Here is a 20,584-nt window from a genome sequence, read left to right on the forward strand (position 1 = left end):
GCCCTATCTTTTCACGTTTTACCCATTCCGTTTTTTCAAATTCTTGGCTTGTTTACTAATTGCTTTCCAACGCGCTTTTTCAAGTGCGGGCTTCAAAGCGAAACGTGCCTGATAGTTTGCAGATAAACTCGCCGTGCTCGCCACAGGCTATATAATTCCTCCGGTTCTCGCGGATTACCCGCATCGCGGAAAGACCCTGCTCCCGATACGATTCGAAATGCTGCTCGAAAAACGAATCCCAGCCTAGATCGATTAAGTGCATGATTTCCTCTCAATTGAAGCATTAGAAGTACTCGTTACATAAATGTATCCTCTTCTTCGTTTCTTTGCTTTGCGAACGGTTGCATATACCGTTTTGCTGATAAAAGAAGTTGCCGAAGGCAATTTGAGCGGAGATGCGAAGCACTGTAGTCTTTTATTCGCTGTTATCTGAAGTGGTGCTCTGTATTTTGAGTTGTTCGATAGTTTCATCTATAAGAGTGATAATGCCATTTCCAAGAGTATTAAAAGTATTAACGGATTCCCCTCCATCCATGTAAAAACTTGCTCTTCCTAATTCGGACAATTTAACGGCGATTTCGACTAAGTGATTCACTAGTTCTGATGGAAAGTCGAAAGGAGCACTGGAAGCAATAATCAAAAGTTGCGAGCCAATGATAGCAGATTTGTTTTTTAAATCTGTAAGAAAGGGATTTACAAGTTTTTCGTCTTCTCCACCGTAAACTGACGTCCATAGTGTCTTAAATTCAATTAGTTTTGTCAATGCGCCAGACTTCCATAGCTCTGGTTCTAACTGTAAACTAGTTATCAATAAGTCCGGGTTCTTAAGCCAAACTCCATCAGCTAAGTTATCTGCCACTTTTTCCAACTTCTGCCTTATATTGTTATTGTGTTCAACTAATTTTTCAACTTCTTTTACAAGTTCATGTATCCCTTTCTCATCTAGAAAAGATAGACCTTTGAATGCAGATAAATCCATTATTTGTTCGATGTTTCTGGTATCTGATCGTAATCCTCCAGAATAAGATATTTTCACATTATAAGTTAAAGGTAATTCACTCATTTCGAAATAGGAAAATACGCCATCAAAAAAGGTTCGTATTTCATATCCTGGAGGTATTGAGCCAATTCCGTCCTTTAAGAGAGAGATATTGTTTATCTTTCCCCCTTTGCTATTCTCAAGTGGCGGTTGAAATGCCAGCTTGACATTCTTTGCAACACTTTTGCCTATATTCTTTATAACGAAATATATCACATGCTTACCATAAGGAATGTCAAAGTAGGCAACTACATATGGTGCAACCTCGAGGTCTCGAGATTCTTTCATTTCCTTAAGAATCTCTTCCGATACCTCTGTTGATTTCTTTGAGGCAGAAGCAATCTGCCACGTTTTTATTACATATATGATCAAAGCGATTAGCGTTCCTATCTGAACTATTGCAAGGATAATATCTATGGAGGATTTCGAAAAACCTTCAAAAACGTCTAAAAACCACCCAAAAATATAGAGAGGATAAAATAAAAAGGGAAGTAAAGCAAAAACCTCTATGATCTCTTTTTCCATTTTCTACCTCTCCAAATATTTCAATAATCTAAGCTGCTTTCTAAGCGCCATTTCGTATAACTCATATATATCCAAACCAGTTCGTATATTTAAGTTCGTAGATACCTCCCTCTGGACGATATCTCCATTCTCCATCTTTCTCCTACCCCTCTTTCCTTTCCACCCTTCATCCCTTGCGCATTTGTGCCCTCGAACAACCTGTCCAAAGGAGTGGTAAGGTAATCCTGCATAGATCTTTATTACTTCCAGATGTATATATCTCTATCTGTTGTCGTCGAACTCTTATGCCTTCCTTTACAAAACTAACTGCACTTGTGGCCCTTTCTTCGCTTTACTTTGTCGCCCAACGGTTAGTTAACTATTAGAGTACTAACCTCTTTTTTATTGTATACATCGTGAAAAATGCTCGTAACCAACCAAAAGAGCGTTAGAGTGACGAAGCTGGAGAACTACGGCTCTGCTCTCTGACCGCTTTACACAATAGAGATAAATCTGGGGCTACGAGTCGAAGAAAGCCCTGATGCAATACATAAAATGCTGACCGAAATGCGTTCCATACCGTTTCCGAGTCGTTTGAAGAGACGACGATTCCTGTTTTCATGTTTGTTTTATATCCCCTTCTGTGCGACAATGACAACAAAACCTCCTTCTCCATAACCCGCTTTAACAGATTCAATAGCAGTCATTTCTTGTGGTAGTTTGAAGATTGTCTGACCGGTTTTGACGTCTTCAAGCTCCAATCTTTTCAACCAATCTAAAACTTGTTTGAGAGAATAAAAGGTGGCGTGCCTGTAGAATTTACTCTCTTTCTTCTTTGATTCATACAGTTTGCCAAGAAAACTCTCCTTGTCAATCAAACCTAGAATGATATATCCCCCAGGCTTAAGAACTCGTTTTGCTTCCCTGAGAGCTCGTAGAGGGTCTTGCACAAAGCATAAGGTTACAACAATCAAAACAAAATCAAAAGAAGAATCAGCAAACGGAAGTCTTTCCGCCTTTGCTTCATAGACCTCTATCCCTCGTTCCCGTGCTCTATCTGCCATTGCTTTTGCAGGCTCTACTCCAACGTTGATGCCGAGCGGAACTGCAAATCTACCCGTACCTACGCCAACCTCTAAACCGTTACTATCTTGTGGAATGAAAATCTTTAAAGCTCGAACCTCCGACTCATAAGCGAATCTATTTGCATCAAACCATTCATCGTATTCTTGAGCATACTTTTCAAAGATTTCAACGCTCTTCATACTTTTTTCGCCCTTATTGAGCACCGCCAAATTGCGTAAAACGTTCGAGCTGATCTGATCGGAAGCCCTGCGAAGCAGAATTTGCGCGGAGTCCCCAAGACTCGCAGCCGGATACGCTCGGTTATACGAAGTTGTAGATTCATAGTTCTATCATTTTACCTGCTCCACCTCTAACATATTTCTCTGGATAGCGTGACTTTATCTCTGACTTAAATTGAGTACAGTGAGTCGGACAGATAAGTTTTAAATTCTGAAGCAAACCAAAATCTCTGAATCCATGCAAACCCCCAATAATCGCATAAGGGTTTCCAAATTGTGACGCCGCATCCAGAATACTCCCAACTCCCGGATGAGAACATCCTACGATCACGACAATTCCTTTTTCCATTTTGACCACAAGAGACTGCTCTGCTAAGGCACGTGGGGTCCTAAGTTCACCTGTAGAGAAAACATTTTCGTAGATTTTAATCGGCTCTTTTACCGCAATCACTTCTCTTGCACCACGCGGTTTGGGAGATGAGCCCGGAATATAAACTCTGACCGGATTTATTTTAAGAAAATCTGAAAGCCCACCAGTATGATCCAAATGAGCGTGAGAGATGATAATCACCTCAATCGTAGTGGGGTCTATATTGAGCTTTTCCATATTATGGAAAAGTATAGAACCATCTGCGCCTGTATCAAAAAGTATTTTCTTACCATATACCTCAACGAGACAAGAAAAACCCCAGTCGGCTTTAAACCCTTCTTTTGCTACTTCGTTATCATAAACAATGGTAATCTTCATCTTATCACCTCTTTTTACAATCTTTCATCAGTGCTTCCATCTGGAAGATCCAATCTGAGTGTGGGACCCCTCTCTCTTCCATTTGATAACGAATACTTTGTCTCTCAACGATTAACTATTAGAGTAATAACCTCCCTCTTTATTTTATAAATCGTGAAAATGCTCATAACCAACCAGAAGAGCGTACGGATAACGAAGCTGGAGAACTACGGCTCGGATCTCCATCCACTGTACACAATCGGGGTGGAGATCGAGCTGCACGTCGAAGAGAGCCCTGATGCAGTACATAAACTGCTAACCGAAACGGGACTTATAGGACGCGAAACGATACCCTTCGACATCGTCTCGAACTTCAGAGGCTCGGCAGACGATAAACCGTACTATACCGCGGTTATTCTGGATGACTGCGTTACGAAACGGTATGAAGTGACGGCGCATGATACCGGCGGTATGCTCAAGACCGGGATAACGTACGAGCCCGTCGTGCATCCGGAAGAGCTGCGGTTGACCCATCCGGCGGATTTTCCGCGCTTGCATATCACCGTGCAGGAATGGGAGCTGCATAATTACAAGCATTATTTCATGCGGTTTATCGCATCCAAACGGTACGAGAGCTTTGACCTGTGGGTGACGAAGGAACGAACTGGCGAGGACGAGGGTTCCGGATTCACAGCAATAACCGTACAGCTTACGGAATCGGAGCTACGAGAGAAGAAAGTGCCCTGCTCGTGGTATGTGAAGCGGCTTTCGATATTCAAAGGCGTTGACCTGGAGGCGGAGGTGCGGAAGAAATTTGGTACACCATGAATGTTAGCTTATACTAATCATTCTTATTTATTGAGCTAGAGGTAGATAGGTAAATAAACGAAGGGGTTTTGGTTGGAGTTCCGAAAATGGGAGAAGAAGAAGAGGAGATAGAACTCGTATTAGATAAGTATAGAGCGGCTGGCAGGATCCTGGCAGAGGTGCGAAAAGGAGCCGTAGCGAAAGTAAAAGAAGGGGCGTTGCTGTTGGAGGTTGCAGAATTTGTGGAGCAGAGCACGAGGGATAAGGGCGGAGAACCGGCGTTTCCCTGTAATATTTCACGGAACGATGAAGCAGCACACGCCACGCCGTCGATAGACGACGAGACGGTCTTTGCGAAGGACCTCGTGAAGCTAGACATCGGCGTTCAGGTTGACGGGTATATCGCTGATAGCGCAGTGACCGTGGATTTAAGTGGCGAGCACAAGGAACTGGTGGAGGCCGCGGAAGCGGGGTTAAACGCAGCGATAAAGGCTATTCGTGCGGGCATAAGCACTGGTGAGGTAGGCGACGCCATCGAGCATGCGATACGGGAGCGCGGCTACAAACCGGTCGTCAATCTCTCCGGGCATGGGCTCGCGCAGTACAATGCGCATACGTCGCCCACGATACCTAATGTGGGGTTTGAGCACGGCGTGATCTTAAACGAGAACGACGTGGTTGCGATAGAGCCGTTTGCCACTGATGGTGCGGGTAAAGTAGTAGAGCATGGAACCGCTGAGATTTACAGCCTGATCAAAGCAAAACCGGTTCGCGTGAGCGAGGCGAAGAAGCTGCTGAAGGAGATCGAGAAGTATCACGGGTTGCCGTTCGCCAAACGCTGGCTGCCACGCGAGCGGCTCGATCTGGCGCTCAGAACGGTACATAACACGGGCGCGTTGCGGGAGTACCCGGTGCTACGGGAAGAAGGCGGCGGGTTGGTTTCGCAAGCCGAACACACGGTGATCGTGACGAAGGACGGGTGCGAGGTGACGACGAAATAAGATACAATACTAAGGGGCCATGAAAAAAAGTAAAATGCATCAAGAGAAGAAAAAGACGGCTGTGGAGATAATGGATGCATCTCGTGCAAAGACGCGCGGTGTGAAATTCGATTCCACTGAAGTGATCAGACGCATGAGGGATGCACGATATTCTTGGACCCGCTATTCGAATAACTCCCCCTTAGCGAACTCCAAGTTGAGATAGGACTGAAGAGTAAAAATCGCATTGTCTTTTGTCATGCTCCCTATAGACGGCTCCGTTGGTGAAGGCGGCGGTCAGATCATACGCACCGCAATCGCGCTCGCAGCGATCACCGGCAAAGAGGTAGAACTAACCAACATCCGGGCGAACCGGCCGAAGCCCGGGCTCTCGGCGCAGCACCTGCACGCCGTGGAAGCCGTAGAACGAATCTCAGGTGGGCACACCGAAGGGCTAGCGCTGCGGTCTACTCACTTAATATTCACGCCGGGAACGCTCAAGGGCTTTAAAGGCGAGATAGATATCGGCACTGCAGGCAGTATTACATTATTACTACAATGCCTCATCCCGGTTGCGCTCTTTGCCGACCGTGAAACGTCGGTAAAAATAACAGGCGGCACGGACGTGAACTGGTCTCCGCCAATCGATTTTTACCTGAACGTATTCCTCAAAGCGCTTCGAGAGATGGGCTGTGCGGTGTATTTAGATCTCAAACGAAGAGGCTATTATCCCAAGGGCGGCGGCGTAGTGGACGTCACAGTAACACCTGTGACGCAGCTGAAGGGGTTTGTGCTACAGGAACCGGAAACCGCAAACGTCATAAAGGGCGTCTCGCATTCCTCTGGTCTTCCCGCGCACGTAGCCGAACGACAAGCGAACGCTGCTAAACAGACCCTAAAAGGAGTGGGCTACAATGCCAAAATAAAAATGGAAATAGAAGAGGACGGTAAAAGGACTACGGGCAGCGGCATTACACTCTGGCGCGGTTACAAAAGTGGGACCGCTTTGGGCGAACGCGGCAAACGTGCAGAAATCGTCGGTGAAGAGGCTGCGAGAAACATCATAACAGAATTAGAAACCGCTGCGACAGTCGATGTGCACTTAGCAGATCAGCTCGTCCCCTATATCGCTCTTGCAGACGATAAATCTGAACTAAGGGTACGGGAGATGACGAAGCATCTCGAAACCAACATCTTCATCACGCAGCAGTTTCTGGATGTGGAATTCGAAATCGAGCAAGAGCGAACAAAGGAAGGAAAAGAGGTTTTTGTGGTTAAGAGGGGGTAGTTCTCAACGTAGCGGGCTGCTGAAGGAAATTCTCGATCTTCATAAAATCACTTGAAATCGGTAGAGTCGCTGCATGCTGCTTAAATCGATCTATCGTCGTCCATAATCGCAGCCATCCACAATCGGAACGGGCTCAAATCCCCTCTCCGTAAGATACTTCATCACGCTATCCCGCTCTTCAACCGTTTTGAACTCGAATCGGAATCGTTCGTGATTGTAATAGCGAGATAGATCCTTGAAGATTCCGCGATCCTCGAAGAAATACTTGAAGTACCACAGACTTCCTAGTTTGAAGATATAAATTCGTTCCCGTTCTGTGTTCGCATCAGCTTGAACGTTAGAAAGGAGTGGCATCGTGTTTGTGTTCCTTTACCTCCTTTGCATCACAAAAAACACCGACCCGCAAGGATCTCTTTTGAACATGTCGACTTCCTGTTGTTCCTTGTCAAGCACTTTTAGAGACTCTCGGTCGCCTCTGTACTTCACGTTCACGCGAAGTTCCTGTATCCGCTTCTCCAACGGCCCGATATAGTCATGCCACCACGAGTCCTCAGACACGGTGAACTGCCCAATGAGCGCGTAGCCGCAGCGTGAAATCAGCTCCAGTTTCTTCGGTAAATTGCCTGGGTCGTCATGAACGACGAGGAATCCCCGAGGTTTGAGTAACCGCCGCCACGCTTTAAGGCCCTGTTCAAACCCGATGACAAATAGAGAGCCCTCGGCCCACACGATATCAAAGCGCTCATCAGGGAAGTCCATCTCAAACAGTGAGCATTGTACAGCCTTAACCCTGTCTGAGAGGTCCGCGGCTTCTATCTTTCGGTGCAGTTCGTCCAAGTCAGGCTGGCTGATGTCCAATCCGATTATCTGCCCGTTGCTCAATCGCGCAAGTTCCAGCGTCGGAACGCCCGTGCCGCAGCCGATATCCAAAATATCAGGAGCTTCCAATTCGGGCAGCATCTGAAACGCCTGCCTCGTGTATTTAATGAAACGTTCCCTGAGACGGTCTTTCTGGAGCGCTCCTAGTACGTCTACGGTCATTGGTCGCGGCCACGGTTAACGGTTACACTAAAAATAAGTAAGAGGAAGTCACAAGAAGGAGCATAACGCCCTTTGCTAGACTTCGATTAGGTGTTATTTATCCCTCTTTAACTTTCTCCGCGCCCCGCGTTAGCGCCTCCTCCACCGCTGCCAGATCCTTCATCACAAATACCCTATCCTTTCCGCTCTCCGTGGAATCGATCGAATCCCTCAGAATCGGCGCATACTTCTTGAATTTATCTATCTTCACCGTGTACTCCGCGGTGTCCTCGATTGGAACGGGCTCGAACCCCTTCTCCTCGAGGTACGCTATCACCTTATTCCGCTCGGCAACGTTCTCCAGCTCGAAGCGGTAAGTCTCGCGATGATAATAGTCAGCCAGATCACTGAAGATCTCTCGATCGTCGAAAAAGTGCTTGAAGCACCACAGTTTCCCTATTTTGAAGATATTTATTCGTTCCTTTTTTACCTTCGCTGCTTGCCCACTCATTTCGTTCTTCTCTCCTTCCTTTCCTATTTTATCTTATAACTCAGCCCGAATTAGCAAAAAATATTACGATATAAATAGGTGACTACGGCAAGCTATATAAGCTTTTTTATCCTCTTATTCAAAAGCGGGTTTCAATTTCTCATATACAACTTTTATGGTCGTAGAGGATTGCGTTAGCAAAACCCCCTAAAACTACTCCGGTGATCTTTAAATTAAGGTTCCTACTCGCATTTAACGAGAGAAGCAAAAGTAGCCACGGCTACTCTAAAAATGGATACGCTTTTTTTTCGATTTAGTGCCTTCCATGGATTTCGCACTTCCGTTAGGAAATACAAGCGAACGCAAAAGCGAAAGCCTTAAATACCCCCACGGAAGAATCGTGAGGTGGAGTAGAGGGATATGGTTACGATAAATGAAGAGCGAGGGATGTTTGTTGTAGCGATCGTCGTGATTTTCGTCTTGACTGCTTTTATGCCATCTGTCAGTGCAGCGGAGGTTCATCCAGGAGATTCGATCCAAGCAGCGATCAACGCGGCGGGATTCGGGGATACAATTACCGTGCATAATGGTGTTTACAAGGAAAATCTCATTGTGAATAAGTCGAATATCGCCATACGGTCGGCCAACGGCTCCGCGGTTACCATCATCAGCTCGAACCAAACGGACATGCATGTGGTCAACATCACCAATCAGACGAATGTCACCCTAGAAAGATTCACGATTCGGGATGCACACGGCACGACGCAGAATGTGGCAGGTATCTATATGGAGAACGTAACCGAGTGCACCATTTCGAATAACACCGTGACGAACATCACTGCAACCGATCCGATGGCCTTAGGCATCGAGCTGTTGGATTCACACAATAACCGCTTCGGTTCCAGCACCTCCATATCTCACATTCATGCAAATCAAACAGTCGACGGTATCTTGATGAGGATGTCAAACAATAACAGCTTCAATTCTGACCTCACCATTTCGTACGTGTATACGCCAGGCTATTACGCCTGCGGCCTTGAGGTGTGGGGTTCACACAACAACAGCTTCAATTCGAACACCACCATTTCGCACGTGAATGCAACTGAGGAAGTCTTTGGGATCTTGATCATCGAATCAGATAACAACACATTTTATTCGACGGTCAACGTTTCTCAGATCAGCGGCCCCGGCTATCTCCTTACCTGTGGTATTGGGCTCGGGATGGACGCAACCAATAACGCCTTCGAAGCTCCCATCACCGTTTCTTACATCAACGGAACCAACGTCGTCAATGGCCTTGGGCTTCATACCACCACCTGCAACCGCTTCAGCTCAAGCGTTGCCATCTCGCACCTGACAGGAACAAATACCACGGGCGGTCTTGGACTGTATAAAGCGCACAATAACTCCTTCGCCGGAAGCATCACCATCTCTGACATTGTTGATTCCGTTAACTTATCCGGTGGCATCGGACTCGGACTGGCAGATGACAACACCTTCAGCGCAGACATCATCATCTCAGACGTCAACGGGAACAAAACCGCGGGTGGCATCGGGCTGAACTATTCAAACAACAACACATTTAACGGGAGTATCGCCATCTCCCGCATTACCGCAGGGAACATCGCAGGCGGCATCGGGCTGATTAATGATTCAAAGTACAACTCATTTGGTTCCAGTATCAATATCTCGCACATTAACGCGAGTTACATAGCATGCGGCATCGGGCTGGTGGGTTCCGATGACAACGAATTCCGGGATTGCACGATCTCTGATTTGGCGGCTCTTATACCCACGAAGTCCATCGGCATTGGTATGATTGATTCGAGCGATGGAAACCGGGTATTCAGGAGTACAATATTCAGTGGCATCAACCTCCTCACCCGATTTGGCGTTTACGTAAGAAGCAGCTATAATGACCTCATCGCGGATAGCAACATCTCTCACTGTGGGCAGGGCATTCTTCTGAACCACAGTTGGTTGATCAACGTGTCACACAATGAGATACAGGACAACAAGCACGGAGTGCAGCTCAATTACAGTCACAATAATACGATTGCGCGGAACATGATTGTGAACAACACGGCCAGGACAACGGGAGTGCACATAAACAATGGCTCCAACGACAATGAGATACACGAGAATTGTTTCTATTATAACGATCCCCAAGCACTCGATAACGGGACAGGAAACAACTGGAGTGGCAACTTCTGGTCAGATTATAGCCTGCCATACAATATAGAAGGTATCGCGGGCAGTACGGACGGAAATCCATTAGATGAATGCCCCTTTGGGGAAGAGCCACCGGAGCCAACACCAGGACCATCTCCAGAGCCCTCTCCAGGGCCATCGCCAAAACCGGTAAAATTACCGGCACTGACGCAGATCGGACTTATCGCACTCGTCAGCTTGCTTTCGGCACTCGCTGCACTAACCATGCGAAAGAGGCGGTAAGACCTCTTCCTTTTTCTCCCATTGTAAATTTAAGCGTTCTTCGGGAGCTCGCATAATGACTTGACGTAATAGCGATACAACATTACGGTAAACGTGGTGAATGCGATCAGATTTTCAAAAGCACAGGTTAAAGTCAGCTTTTTTATAAGCTTTTTTATCTTTTCATCCGATAGGGATGAAAACAGTTTTGATATGTATCTCGAATTGAGGAAATGCCGTGGCTGCCAAAATCTTTATTTTGGATAAGAGTTAATGCTATTCTTATATGAAAACGGCATCCTCCACCATCAAAGCATTCTTTATTTTCAGTATGCTCTGTCTCTCCATTTTATCAGTACACGTGAGTGCATCTGAAGATTTTGAAACAAAAACTGAAAATCTCGACCCGCGGGCAGATGCATTCGTTGCTTCGTATTCGCCTGATGAGAACTACGGAGATTTTTCTTTTTATGTGCGGAAGACTCGAGATTAACTTTCCTTAAGTTTGATTTATCATGCATCCCCGTAGACGCAACAATAAACTCTGCACAACTCAAGCTCTATGGTGGACCCTTTTTACCAGAAGAAGGAGGAGACGTTAGCGCCTTTTACGTTCTCGACGATTCGTGGAGAGAACACGGGTTGACCTACAATAACAGACCTAATAGTTCTAAAACCCTCACATACACCGTGGAAAATATTTCATCCCGTTCGTGGTACACGTGGGATATTACCGAAGATGTCAGAGACACTTTTCTTACTGACAAGGTTTTGACGGAGGCATTAGTATGTGAAAATACAGTGAGAGAAACCTGGATAAGGTTTTATTCAAGAGATTTAGTAGTAATATATCCTGAGTCTGATAACAGGCCGAAGCTGGAGGTTACTTATACTATCCCTATTACCCCCACTCCAACCCCTGCTCGCTCCTACTTCAACCCCACTTATAACATCTGAGCCATCTCTGCCACCAACCACAATATCTTTTAAGGAAAAAGTATCGGCGGTGCTGAAAAATCCGGTATTCATTGGGGGTTGTACGGGAATCCTAGTAATATTTGGAGCTGTGCAGTTGTATTTGCATTTTAAAAGAAAAACTAAAGTTTAAGAGGGAGCCCATCCAAACGAGTATTGATGACAGAGTTTGACGAAGGCGACCGCATACGGATAAGAAAAGAGACCGATAGCGGCGTTGCCGTTTACGAAGGCATTTTCATGCCAACCGCATCGCGAAATATCGTTATTAAGCTCGATAGCGGCTATAATGTCGGAATACAACCCGAAAACGTAGAAATAGAAGTTGTAAGCAAGGCAGGCGCGTTAAAAGAGCCGAGCATGAGAGAGGGAGCAAAAGAGGGCAAAAAAGAAGAGCGTTTGCCTTCGTTGGCTATTCTCTCCACGGGCGGTACAATCGCCTCTAAAGTGGATTACCGAACCGGTGCGGTCTCTCCGCAGTTCTCCACCGAGGATTTACTTGATGCGATCCCGGAATTAGGATCGATCGCGAACATCAAAGGGAAAGTGGTGTACAGCATATTGAGCGAGAACATGCGTGCGGAATACTGGCAGAAGCTTGCCGCAGAGGTTCATAACGAGATAAAAAACGGTGCAGACGGTGTTATCGTTACGCACGGCACGGACACAATGGGCTATACCGCGGCTGCGCTCGCGTTCATGGTGCAAACGCCCGTGCCGATCGTTCTGGTTGGCTCGCAGCGCAGTTCCGACCGCCCGTCCAGCGATGCGACCATGAACGCAATCTGTGCTGCGAAAGTCGCCTGCAGCGACCTTGCCGAGGTTGTGGTGGTGATGCACGGGAGCACTTCCGACGATTTCTGCGCTATTCACCGCGGCACAAAGGTGCGAAAGATGCATACCTCCGCACGTGACGCCTTTCAGTCGATTAACGACATCCCAATCGGAACGGTGCAGTACGTCGCGAACGATATCGAGAGCACACGGGTAGATTTCGCCGCAGCCCATAGTACGCGTGGCGAGCGCAAATTAGAGCTCCGTGACAAGCTTGAGACGAAATGCACACTCATAAAGTCCTATCCCGGCGCCGACCCTGCAATAATCGAGTTCTTCGTCGAGCAGGGCTATAAGGGCCTTGTATTGGAGGGCACAGGCTTGGGGCACGTGTCCGCCGAATGGATTCCAGCCGTTACGAACACGGTAAAACGTGGTATACCCGTGGTGATGACTTCGCAATGTTTATATGGCGCTATCTGTGATAGGGTTTATGATACCGGTCGTGATCTGCTTCACGCCGGCATAATCGAGGGTGAGGACATGCTGCCGGAAACTGCTTTGGTAAAATTGATGTGGGTCTTAGGTCAGACGAGGGATATGGGGGAAGTGAGACGCATGATGCATGAGAACATTGCAGGAGAGATAAAAGGGAGGCGCACGCTATGAACATACTTGCTATTGATATCGGTGCGGGAACGCAAGATATAATGGTGTACGACAGCGTGAAGGGCTTTGATGACGCTTACAAGCTCGTTCTGCCTTCTCCTACGCGCATCTTCGCCGATGAAGTACGACGAACCCGGGAGGATATTGTCATCTTTGGAGACACGATGGGTGGGGGCCCCTTCACGCATGCCATTCTCGACCATCTCAAGAACTACAAGGTTTACATGACCGAAAGTGCCGCACGAACGATCAGGGATGATTTAGAGAGTGTTAAAAAAATAGGTGTTGAGATTATAACCGAGGAGGAGTTTGAGGAGCTGAGTGAAACCGCGGCACCGATAAAAATTGCGGACTTCAATCTCCAGCTTTTACCGACTCTTGCGTCCTTCGGTGTTGATACTGCTTTTGACGCCATTGCGATCGCGGTTCAGGACCACGGTGTGGCGCCACAGGGCGTTACCGATCGCGAAAATAGATTCCAGCTAATCGAGGAGAAGTTGGGCAGCGGTGTAGAATCCTTCGCGTATCTCGACGGCGTGCCGGAGAATCTGAGCAGGATGCGCGCGATATATCGGTCAGTGAAACGATGGTTTGATGGCAATCTACTCTTAATGGATACGGGCCCGGCTGCGATCTTAGGCTCGCTTGAAGACGACCAGGTGAGAGAGAAGAAGAAGGCTGTGTGCATAAACGTCGGAAACGCGCACACCATTGCGATGTCCTTGGAAGACGGTCAAATAGCCGGCGTCTTCGAGCATCACACACATCTCCTTGACCAACCAAAGCTCGAGACCTACATCAAAAAGCTCTCTGATGGAACGATAACCTTTAAAGAGGTATTTGATGATGGCGGCCACGGTGCAGTAGTACAAGGAGCAAACCAGCCTGAGATCGTATCGCTAACCGGACCACGACGAGGTGAAATGAGAGGTCTCGGTATGTTCGCCGCGCCCGCAGGTGATATGATGATGACTGGCCCGGTGGGGTTGATAAAAGCAGTGCTAAATCGTCTGTGAGTCTGAGAATCCACAAATGATCCTTAAATCCATCATTCCGTTTGTTTCAATCGTGCTCTTCCTACTGGCGCTCGTATTCCGTAAAAGAGCAGTAGGCGCTCTGGGCTGGGCAGTTTTTGCCCTTTACTGCGCTGATGAAGTCTCGTTCTATCTCAACAAGGGCGAATACTTTGACGCGTCTATAGCAGTTATTTTTCTCGTGTTTACGCTGCTTTTTGCTGCTCTTATGGTGAAATCACCGCCAGTGCTAAGCGAAAAGGACGGCGAAGATCTGTTTCTCACCATCACCCGAATTGCCGTGATCACCGCCGTCTTTTACTTCCCGTTCGCTGAAATACCCGCGCTTGAGACGTTCATTATTTACGCCACCACGAAGATCACGACCACCGTGCTCTCTCTTTTCAACGTAGGCGTATATATGGTCTATCCCTCCAGCATTTACTCCACCAGCAGCTCGTTCCACGCGGTTTACAAGCCGATAGAGATTGTCTTAGCGTGCACGGCGATCCAGAGTATGGTCCTCTTTGCAGGTTTGGCATTCGGCGTCAACGCACCGCGTGAACGCAAATTAAAGGCTTTTTTGGTCTCCGTTCCCACTATTTACGTGCTGAACATCGTCCGAAACGTCTTTGTCGCCGCGGCGTATTTCGAGCTGTGGTTTGGCCCACCGCTCCAGAGCTTTTACATCGCACACGGCATAATCGCGCGGATATTCGTGATGATCTCGTTAATCGCGGTTGCTTACGCTGTGTTCATAATACTTCCCGAGGCGTTGGACATAATCGAGGATTTCTTCCGCGTTCTACTCAGGAAACAGCGCGTTTAACCTTTTCTAAGGGGATAGTAGGCTTAAATATCGTATGATTACCGTTAACCTTAGTGGAAGCGGCTTGGATCGACGAACTTTTCACCAGTACTAAACGATCGCATTTTATTCGTGGTTTGCTGGAGTGGCGTGGCACTTAATTAAGTATTTTAAAGTAAAAAATGTTTTAATGGTAGAAAGTGCTATTAAGCACCGCACATCACGCTATGAATATGAGAATGAAGCCGTAAGAAACGGTACACACCGGTCAAACTCAGGAATCGGACAGTTATAGTGGAGATTTGATGGCAAATGTCGGGAGAGCAAAAGGGTATAAGGATCCTGCATGTGGACGACGAGTCGAGTTTCCTCACGTTGACAAAGAGTTTTTTGGAGCGTGGAGATGCGGGTTTTCATGTGGATAGCGCAACCTCCGCAGAAGAGGGCATCATGCTCTTGAAGAGCGGGAACTACGATTTAGTCATCTCGGACTATCGGATGCCGGGAATGGATGGCCTGAAATTCCTCGAACGCCTTCGACAGGATGGTGAGACGGTTCCCTTTATTATGTTCACCGGGAAAGGGCGAGAAGAAGTTGCGATAGAAGCCTTGAACAAAGGTGCTAACCACTACATGCAGAAAGGCGGAGATTTGAAGAGCCTCTATGGAACCTTGGCACATGCGATTAAAGAAGTGGTAGCGAAAAAGAGAGCAGAAGAAGCGCTCCAAAAATCGGAGGAGATGTATCGAACTCTCTTCGAAAATACCGGAACCGCGATGATGATCGTCGAGGAGGACATGGTCATATCACATATTAATGATGAAATGGTGAATATGTCAGGGTACTCCAAAGACGAGATTGAAGGCCGGGTGAAATGGCCAGAATTGGTCATGCAAGATGATCGGGAGAGGATGCTGAAATATCACCGCTTGCGGCGGAGTGATCAAGAGGTTGCACCAAAGAGTTACGAATTCCGATTTATCCATAAACAGGGAGATGCCCGAGATGCTTCCCTGACCGTCACAATACTTCCAGGAACGAAAAAAAGCGTGATCTCTATCAAGGACATCACCGAGAAAAAAAGGATGGAAGACGAACTCCGGCGATCGGGAACCCTGTATAGAACCTTCTTCGAAGTTACCAATGCTCCTACGGTGGTGCTCAACGAGGACGGGACATTTTATCGCGTAAATAAGGAAGGTGCGAAAATCTCAGGGTTCACCAAAGAGGAGCTGGAGGGCAAGAAGAGCTGGACCGAATTCATCGCGAATGCCGAGGATCTTGAAAGGATGAAAAACATCCATCGATTGCGACGAGACAATCCTGATAACGCTCCAATGCACTATGAATTCCTATTCCGAGACCGGTATGGAAATCTTCGGAACATCTATGTGGCTGCTGCATTGATCCCCGAAACAAAAAAGAGTGTGGTATCATTCATGGATATCACCGAACGCAAACAGATGGAGCAAGAAATTCAATCAATTCTTGAATCGGTGCCAACCGGTATGTTCTTTATCGATTTTAAGGACCCTGACGGCAGGTTTGTGCGTGTAAACAAGGCGCTCGCAGAACGATATGGAATGAAACCTGAGGAGTTTAAAGGCAAAACAACCAGGCAACTCTTTCCAAATGACGCTGACAACTATATCAAAAGCGATAGAAGAGTCCAGAAGAGTGGCAAACCACGGATAGAAAAAATTAGAAAGATCACCACACTGGAAGGTGTGAGATGGGTGCGATTAGACAAAGTCCCCGTCAAAGATGCTGACGGCAAGGTTATCGGTATAATAGGATCGGAAGTGGACATCACAGAGCGCAAACAGATGGAAGACCAGCTGAAAGAATCCGAACTGAAATTTAGAACTATTTTTGACCGCGCCGTTGATGGGATCCTTGTGGTAGATACCGATACAAAAAGATTCATCATGGCAAATGAAGCGATAAGTCGGATGTTGGGTTATACGTTGGAAGAGCTCCTGAACATGGGCCCGATGGATGTCATTCCCAAAGAGCAACAGCCGCAACGCAGGGAGGAACTCGAAAAAGCGTTTACGGGGGAAATTAAAGGTATGCCAAATATTCCTTTTGAAAGAAAAGACGGCCGTGTCATTTATGTCAACATCAACGCGGGTCTGATGAAGTTCCATGCAAAGACCTATCTCGCGGGTATTATTAGAAACATCACCGAGCAGAAACGAGCGGATGAAGAACGAGAACGCCTTCTTAGCGAGCTGGAAGCAAAAAATACCGAGCTTGAGCGGTTTACCTATACGGTCTCGCATGACCTCAGCTCGCCACTCTTTGCTATCCGGGGCTTTACGTCGCTCATGAGAGAAGATTTGGAGCAGAGCGAAACGGAGAACCTGAATAGCCATTTAGAACGAATAGAAACCGCAGCCGTAAAGATGGAACACTTTTTGCGTGATACTCTGCAGCTCTCTCGTATCGGTCGAGTAACGAATCCACCGGAAGATGTGCCGTTTGGAGAAATTGTTGAAGACGCCTTGGAGCAGACCTCAGGCGAACTCAAAGCGAATAACGTCGCCGTTTCCATAGCTGAGGACTTCCCGACGGTTCACGTAGATCTGGTACGGATAGCAGAAGTGCTGGTGAATTTTATTACGAACAGCATAAAATACCGGGGCGATCAGCCACAACCGAAGATAGAGATCGGGTATCGCGTAGATGATAAGGGGACCGTGTTCTTCGTGAAGGATAACGGGATAGGAATCGACAAGAGTGCGCACGAAAAAGTGTTCGAGCTGTTCTATCGGGTGGACACGGGCGGAGAAGGAACAGGCGCCGGGCTTGCGATCGTGAAACGGATAGTCGAGGTGCACGGCGGTCGTATCTGGATCGAATCGGAGACGGGTAAAGGATGCACGGTTTGTTTTACGCTGCCCGTGCGATAAAAGCGCAATTTGTAGCGGGCTTGCATCGAAATAGAATAGAACAGAGTCCACGTTGTATTTCGAGCTGGCGTTTGCAGTAGCACGAGTTCAGAAGTACAAAGCACTTAATACCACCGGAAGCGTTAGGTAAGTGAGAGTGAGTGCGTGCGTGCGAGAGAAAATGACCGCGGAGAAGCAGAAGCGAGTGTTTGTTATCGGGCACACGAATCCTGATTCCGATTCCATCTGCTCTGCTATTGGCTATGCGTACCTCAAGAACGCTCTGGATAAGAAATGCCTTTATGCCCCTGCACGAGCGGGCGACGTGAACAGCGAGACGAAATTTGTGCTCGATCGATTCAACTTCGAGCTGCCGCTGGAGATCGAGAGTCTCGCAGCGACTGTTGGTGATATGGACTTGAAGAAGCCCATTGTCGCGGCGCCCAACGATTCTATACGGGATGTCGCATCGTTGATGAGGGAGAAAACCATCCGCACGGTGCCGATCGTTGACCGGGATACGAAGCTCCTGGGCATTGTCGGGCTCCGGGACATCGCGGAATATTACATCGCCAATCTAGGCCGCAAGGACCTATCCGCCACGCCAATCGACCTGAATATCCTGATCAGAACGCTGAATGGGAAAGTAATTCTCAATCCGGAGACCCGGGAGAAATTAACCGGCAGAGTATTCATTGCGGGAATGCAGAAAGCAACGATTTTAAACAAAATCCACGCCGGTGACGTCGTTATTTTAGGCGATAGGTCTGATGTCCAAGTAGATTTGATCAATACTGGCTGCTCAGCTCTTATCGTTACGGGCGATTCGCTGATTAGCCCCGAAGTTGAGAGCGCAGCCGCGGAGAAGGGCACGGTGCTCATCTCGTCACCGCACGATACCTTCACGACCGCCCGGCTACTCGATCTGTCCACGCCGCTCTATTCTATAATGTCGCAGAAAGTACCAATCGCAGAGCTTTATACGCGAATTACTGAATTGCGGCAGAAAGTTTTGGAATCCGAGTATCGCAGTGCGCTAATTGTCGATCACGACCGCCGGCTGCTCGGTATCGTTACCCGAACCGATTTACTGCGGCCCATACGAAAGAACGTCATTTTGGTCGATCATAACGAGAGCTCCCAAGCGGTTGACAGCGTGCAGGAGGCGCATATATTAGAGATTATCGACCATCACCGGGTCGGCGACATCTCAACACTCATGCCCATTCACGTCCGCAATGAGCCGATCGGAAGCACCTGCACAATTGTCGCGGAACAAATGCTGCTTCACCGGATCGAGATCCCGCACGATATAGCTGGCCTGTTGCTTTCCGGCATATTATCCGATACGCTCATACTGACGTTATCGACCACTACGGATCGCGATAAAGAAGTCGCACGTGAATTAGCTCGTATCGCACGAATCGAGATAGCGGAGTACGGCAAGGAACTCTTAGCGGCGAGTATAAGCATCAAAGGTAAATCCGGCAAAGAGATCCTGCTTCACGATTTTAAGGAATACGAACTCGGCGATAAGAGAATCGGCGTGGGGCAAGTAATGGTGATCGACAAGGGCGAGATATACACGAAAGAACGCGATATAAAAACAGAAATGGAGAGTTTACGTGCGGAACGACGCTACGATCTGGTCGTGCTCCTCATTACGAATCCGTTGGAATCAGGCGAGGAACTCATCGTAAAAGGCGAGAAACGGCTGATCGAGAAGGCGTTCGGAATCGAGATACAGAACGACAAAGGCTTCATCCCGCAGACCTTATCGCGGAAGAAAGAGTTCATTCCGAAGGTCGGTTACGTCTGCACTACTTCGTGAGTACTTCTTCGATACGCATCAAGGGATAATTCAGCGCCTCGTCGTATTTCACGCGTACACGCGCTTCCACCGTCTCGTATCGTACCACAACCGTGACGTCCAGCATGTCGCCGCGTAGCTCGCAGTAATTGAACTCGTTCGCACGCTCCCGAACCTTATCGCGGTCTATTTCCGCGGTCACCGAACTCACAAACGGCTGCAGCGATACGCACTCCTTTATCGCGGTCTCTAACGATTTCGCGGTTTCCGGGCTCACAGGCGTGCCAATGAACTGATGGTAGAGCGCGCCCAATTTGATGCCCGCTTCGAAGAGCGCGTTATCGCGGTCCGTTAGTTCTTCGTTTTCTGACATACCTACCGTTACGCTAAAAGTAACATCTTCTTTAAATACTAATACCTATATCACCAATACTTTAATGATACAGATGACCGAAGCGGTAAAACACGGACGGCATCAAACCGAATGGATTACGATCTCCGTAGATGAATACGAGTCGATGCAACGGACAATCGAGGTTCTGTCCGATCGTGATCTCATGAATCAAATCGAAGAAGGCAAGCGAGAAAAGGTGAAGCGTCGCGATTTTGAAGAGCTTGCAAAAGAGCTTGGGATTTAAATTAAAGTTCATCTTTGTGTTTAATTGCTTCGATCTTACAATCTGCGCTTTATAATCAATTGTGTAGATGATCCGGTATCTCCGTTCAAAATATAACTCCCAATAACCGCGAAGCACGCCCCTCAAAGGTTTACCGTGTATCGCTGGATTTTCTTTCAACTTTCTGATTTTAGTGGCAAAACGTTTCTGAATCTCTTTGTCATACTTTTTGAGCCGGTTTTCTGCGGGTTCCTTGATGTTAATAGCGAACTTCACTTCTTCATACATTTTCTCTTTCAGTCTCTATTGGGAGTTATTGAACACCTTTATATAAACCTTTGCGTAGTGTTAAGTAAACCAAAAAAGGTTACACATCGATGTATTCGTTTTTATGAGTCCTCTTTTCTTTCTTTTTCTGTAAAGGAGGATTA

At 47.4% G+C, this 20,584-nt stretch carries 19 protein-coding genes; 10 read left to right on the top strand and 9 right to left on the bottom strand.

What is annotated here, in order from left to right; all coding sequences use genetic code 11:
• Positions 1-79: 79 nt before the first annotated feature.
• The 4 genes from JW878_08135 to JW878_08150 form a co-directional block, all read right to left on the bottom strand.
• On the bottom strand, positions 80-262 hold the full coding sequence (locus tag JW878_08135) for a hypothetical protein (protein ID MBN1763024.1): 183 nt from the start codon (positions 260-262) through the stop codon (positions 80-82).
• Positions 263-415: 153 nt separating this feature from the next.
• Entirely contained in the window at positions 416-1,564 is a 1,149-nt protein-coding gene (locus tag JW878_08140) for a hypothetical protein (protein MBN1763025.1), read from the bottom strand.
• Between the two features lie 608 nt (positions 1,565-2,172).
• A complete protein-coding gene (locus JW878_08145) occupies positions 2,173-2,808 on the bottom strand; it encodes a methyltransferase domain-containing protein (protein MBN1763026.1) in 636 nt (211 codons plus the stop codon).
• A gap of 139 nt (positions 2,809-2,947) precedes the next feature.
• Positions 2,948-3,595, bottom strand: a complete 648-nt coding sequence (locus tag JW878_08150; protein MBN1763027.1) for an MBL fold metallo-hydrolase — start codon at positions 3,593-3,595, stop codon at positions 2,948-2,950.
• Positions 3,596-3,754: 159 nt separating this feature from the next.
• Between JW878_08150 and JW878_08155 the strand changes: the two genes are divergently transcribed.
• From JW878_08155 to JW878_08165, 3 genes are all read left to right on the top strand, one after another.
• The gene (locus JW878_08155) at positions 3,755-4,402 is read left to right on the top strand and encodes a hypothetical protein (protein ID MBN1763028.1); all 648 of its coding nucleotides are present in this window, start codon (positions 3,755-3,757) and stop codon (positions 4,400-4,402) included.
• A gap of 86 nt (positions 4,403-4,488) precedes the next feature.
• Positions 4,489-5,382, top strand: a complete 894-nt coding sequence (locus JW878_08160) for a type II methionyl aminopeptidase (GenBank protein MBN1763029.1) — start codon at positions 4,489-4,491, stop codon at positions 5,380-5,382.
• Positions 5,383-5,620: 238 nt separating this feature from the next.
• Positions 5,621-6,649 carry an RNA 3'-terminal phosphate cyclase gene (locus tag JW878_08165; GenBank protein ID MBN1763030.1) on the top strand — a complete coding sequence of 343 codons (1,029 nt, stop codon included), beginning with the start codon at positions 5,621-5,623 and terminating at the stop codon, positions 6,647-6,649.
• 90 nt (positions 6,650-6,739) lie between these two features.
• Here the strand turns inward: JW878_08165 and JW878_08170 are convergent, their stop codons facing one another.
• From JW878_08170 to JW878_08180, 3 genes are all read right to left on the bottom strand, one after another.
• Positions 6,740-7,003: a hypothetical protein gene (locus JW878_08170; protein ID MBN1763031.1), complete on the bottom strand. Its 264-nt coding sequence runs from the start codon at positions 7,001-7,003 to the stop codon at positions 6,740-6,742.
• A 15-nt stretch (positions 7,004-7,018) separates the two neighbouring features.
• Complete coding sequence (locus tag JW878_08175; protein MBN1763032.1) at positions 7,019-7,690, bottom strand: class I SAM-dependent methyltransferase; 672 nt, start codon at positions 7,688-7,690, stop codon at positions 7,019-7,021.
• A gap of 97 nt (positions 7,691-7,787) precedes the next feature.
• Positions 7,788-8,180 carry a hypothetical protein gene (locus tag JW878_08180; GenBank protein ID MBN1763033.1) on the bottom strand — a complete coding sequence of 131 codons (393 nt, stop codon included), beginning with the start codon at positions 8,178-8,180 and terminating at the stop codon, positions 7,788-7,790.
• Positions 8,181-8,579: 399 nt separating this feature from the next.
• Between JW878_08180 and JW878_08185 the strand changes: the two genes are divergently transcribed.
• The 7 genes from JW878_08185 to JW878_08215 all read left to right on the top strand — a co-directional run bounded on the left by JW878_08185 (position 8,580) and on the right by JW878_08215 (position 19,557).
• Positions 8,580-10,613, top strand: a complete 2,034-nt coding sequence (locus JW878_08185; GenBank protein ID MBN1763034.1) for a right-handed parallel beta-helix repeat-containing protein — start codon at positions 8,580-8,582, stop codon at positions 10,611-10,613.
• Positions 10,614-11,111: 498 nt separating this feature from the next.
• Positions 11,112-11,549, top strand: a complete 438-nt coding sequence (locus JW878_08190; protein ID MBN1763035.1) for a DNRLRE domain-containing protein — start codon at positions 11,112-11,114, stop codon at positions 11,547-11,549.
• Between the two features lie 177 nt (positions 11,550-11,726).
• Positions 11,727-13,010, top strand: coding sequence for a Glu-tRNA(Gln) amidotransferase subunit GatD (gene gatD / locus JW878_08195; protein MBN1763036.1), 1,284 nt, complete (start codon positions 11,727-11,729; stop codon positions 13,008-13,010).
• Entirely contained in the window at positions 13,007-14,026 is a 1,020-nt protein-coding gene (locus tag JW878_08200; GenBank protein MBN1763037.1) for a hypothetical protein, read from the top strand. The genes gatD and JW878_08200 overlap by 4 nt, the downstream gene beginning before the upstream one ends.
• A gap of 16 nt (positions 14,027-14,042) precedes the next feature.
• Positions 14,043-14,852, top strand: a complete 810-nt coding sequence (artA, locus tag JW878_08205; GenBank protein ID MBN1763038.1) for an archaeosortase A — start codon at positions 14,043-14,045, stop codon at positions 14,850-14,852.
• A gap of 291 nt (positions 14,853-15,143) precedes the next feature.
• Complete coding sequence (locus JW878_08210) at positions 15,144-17,747, top strand: PAS domain S-box protein (GenBank protein ID MBN1763039.1); 2,604 nt, start codon at positions 15,144-15,146, stop codon at positions 17,745-17,747.
• A gap of 160 nt (positions 17,748-17,907) precedes the next feature.
• A complete protein-coding gene (locus JW878_08215) occupies positions 17,908-19,557 on the top strand; it encodes a putative manganese-dependent inorganic diphosphatase (GenBank protein ID MBN1763040.1) in 1,650 nt (549 codons plus the stop codon).
• Here the strand turns inward: JW878_08215 and JW878_08220 are convergent.
• Together JW878_08220 and JW878_08225 are read right to left on the bottom strand one after the other, a co-directional pair.
• Complete coding sequence (locus JW878_08220; GenBank protein MBN1763041.1) at positions 19,547-19,909, bottom strand: dihydroneopterin aldolase family protein; 363 nt, start codon at positions 19,907-19,909, stop codon at positions 19,547-19,549. The two genes, JW878_08215 and JW878_08220, sit on opposite strands and share 11 nt — an antisense overlap.
• Before the next feature lie 61 nt (positions 19,910-19,970).
• The gene (locus JW878_08225; protein MBN1763042.1) at positions 19,971-20,441 is read right to left on the bottom strand and encodes a type II toxin-antitoxin system RelE/ParE family toxin; all 471 of its coding nucleotides are present in this window, start codon (positions 20,439-20,441) and stop codon (positions 19,971-19,973) included.
• Positions 20,442-20,584 lie beyond the last annotated feature (143 nt).

The sequence above is a fragment of the Methanomicrobia archaeon genome, from assembly GCA_016930255.1.
Taxonomy (GTDB): domain Archaea; phylum Halobacteriota; class Syntropharchaeia; order Alkanophagales; family Methanospirareceae; genus JACGMN01.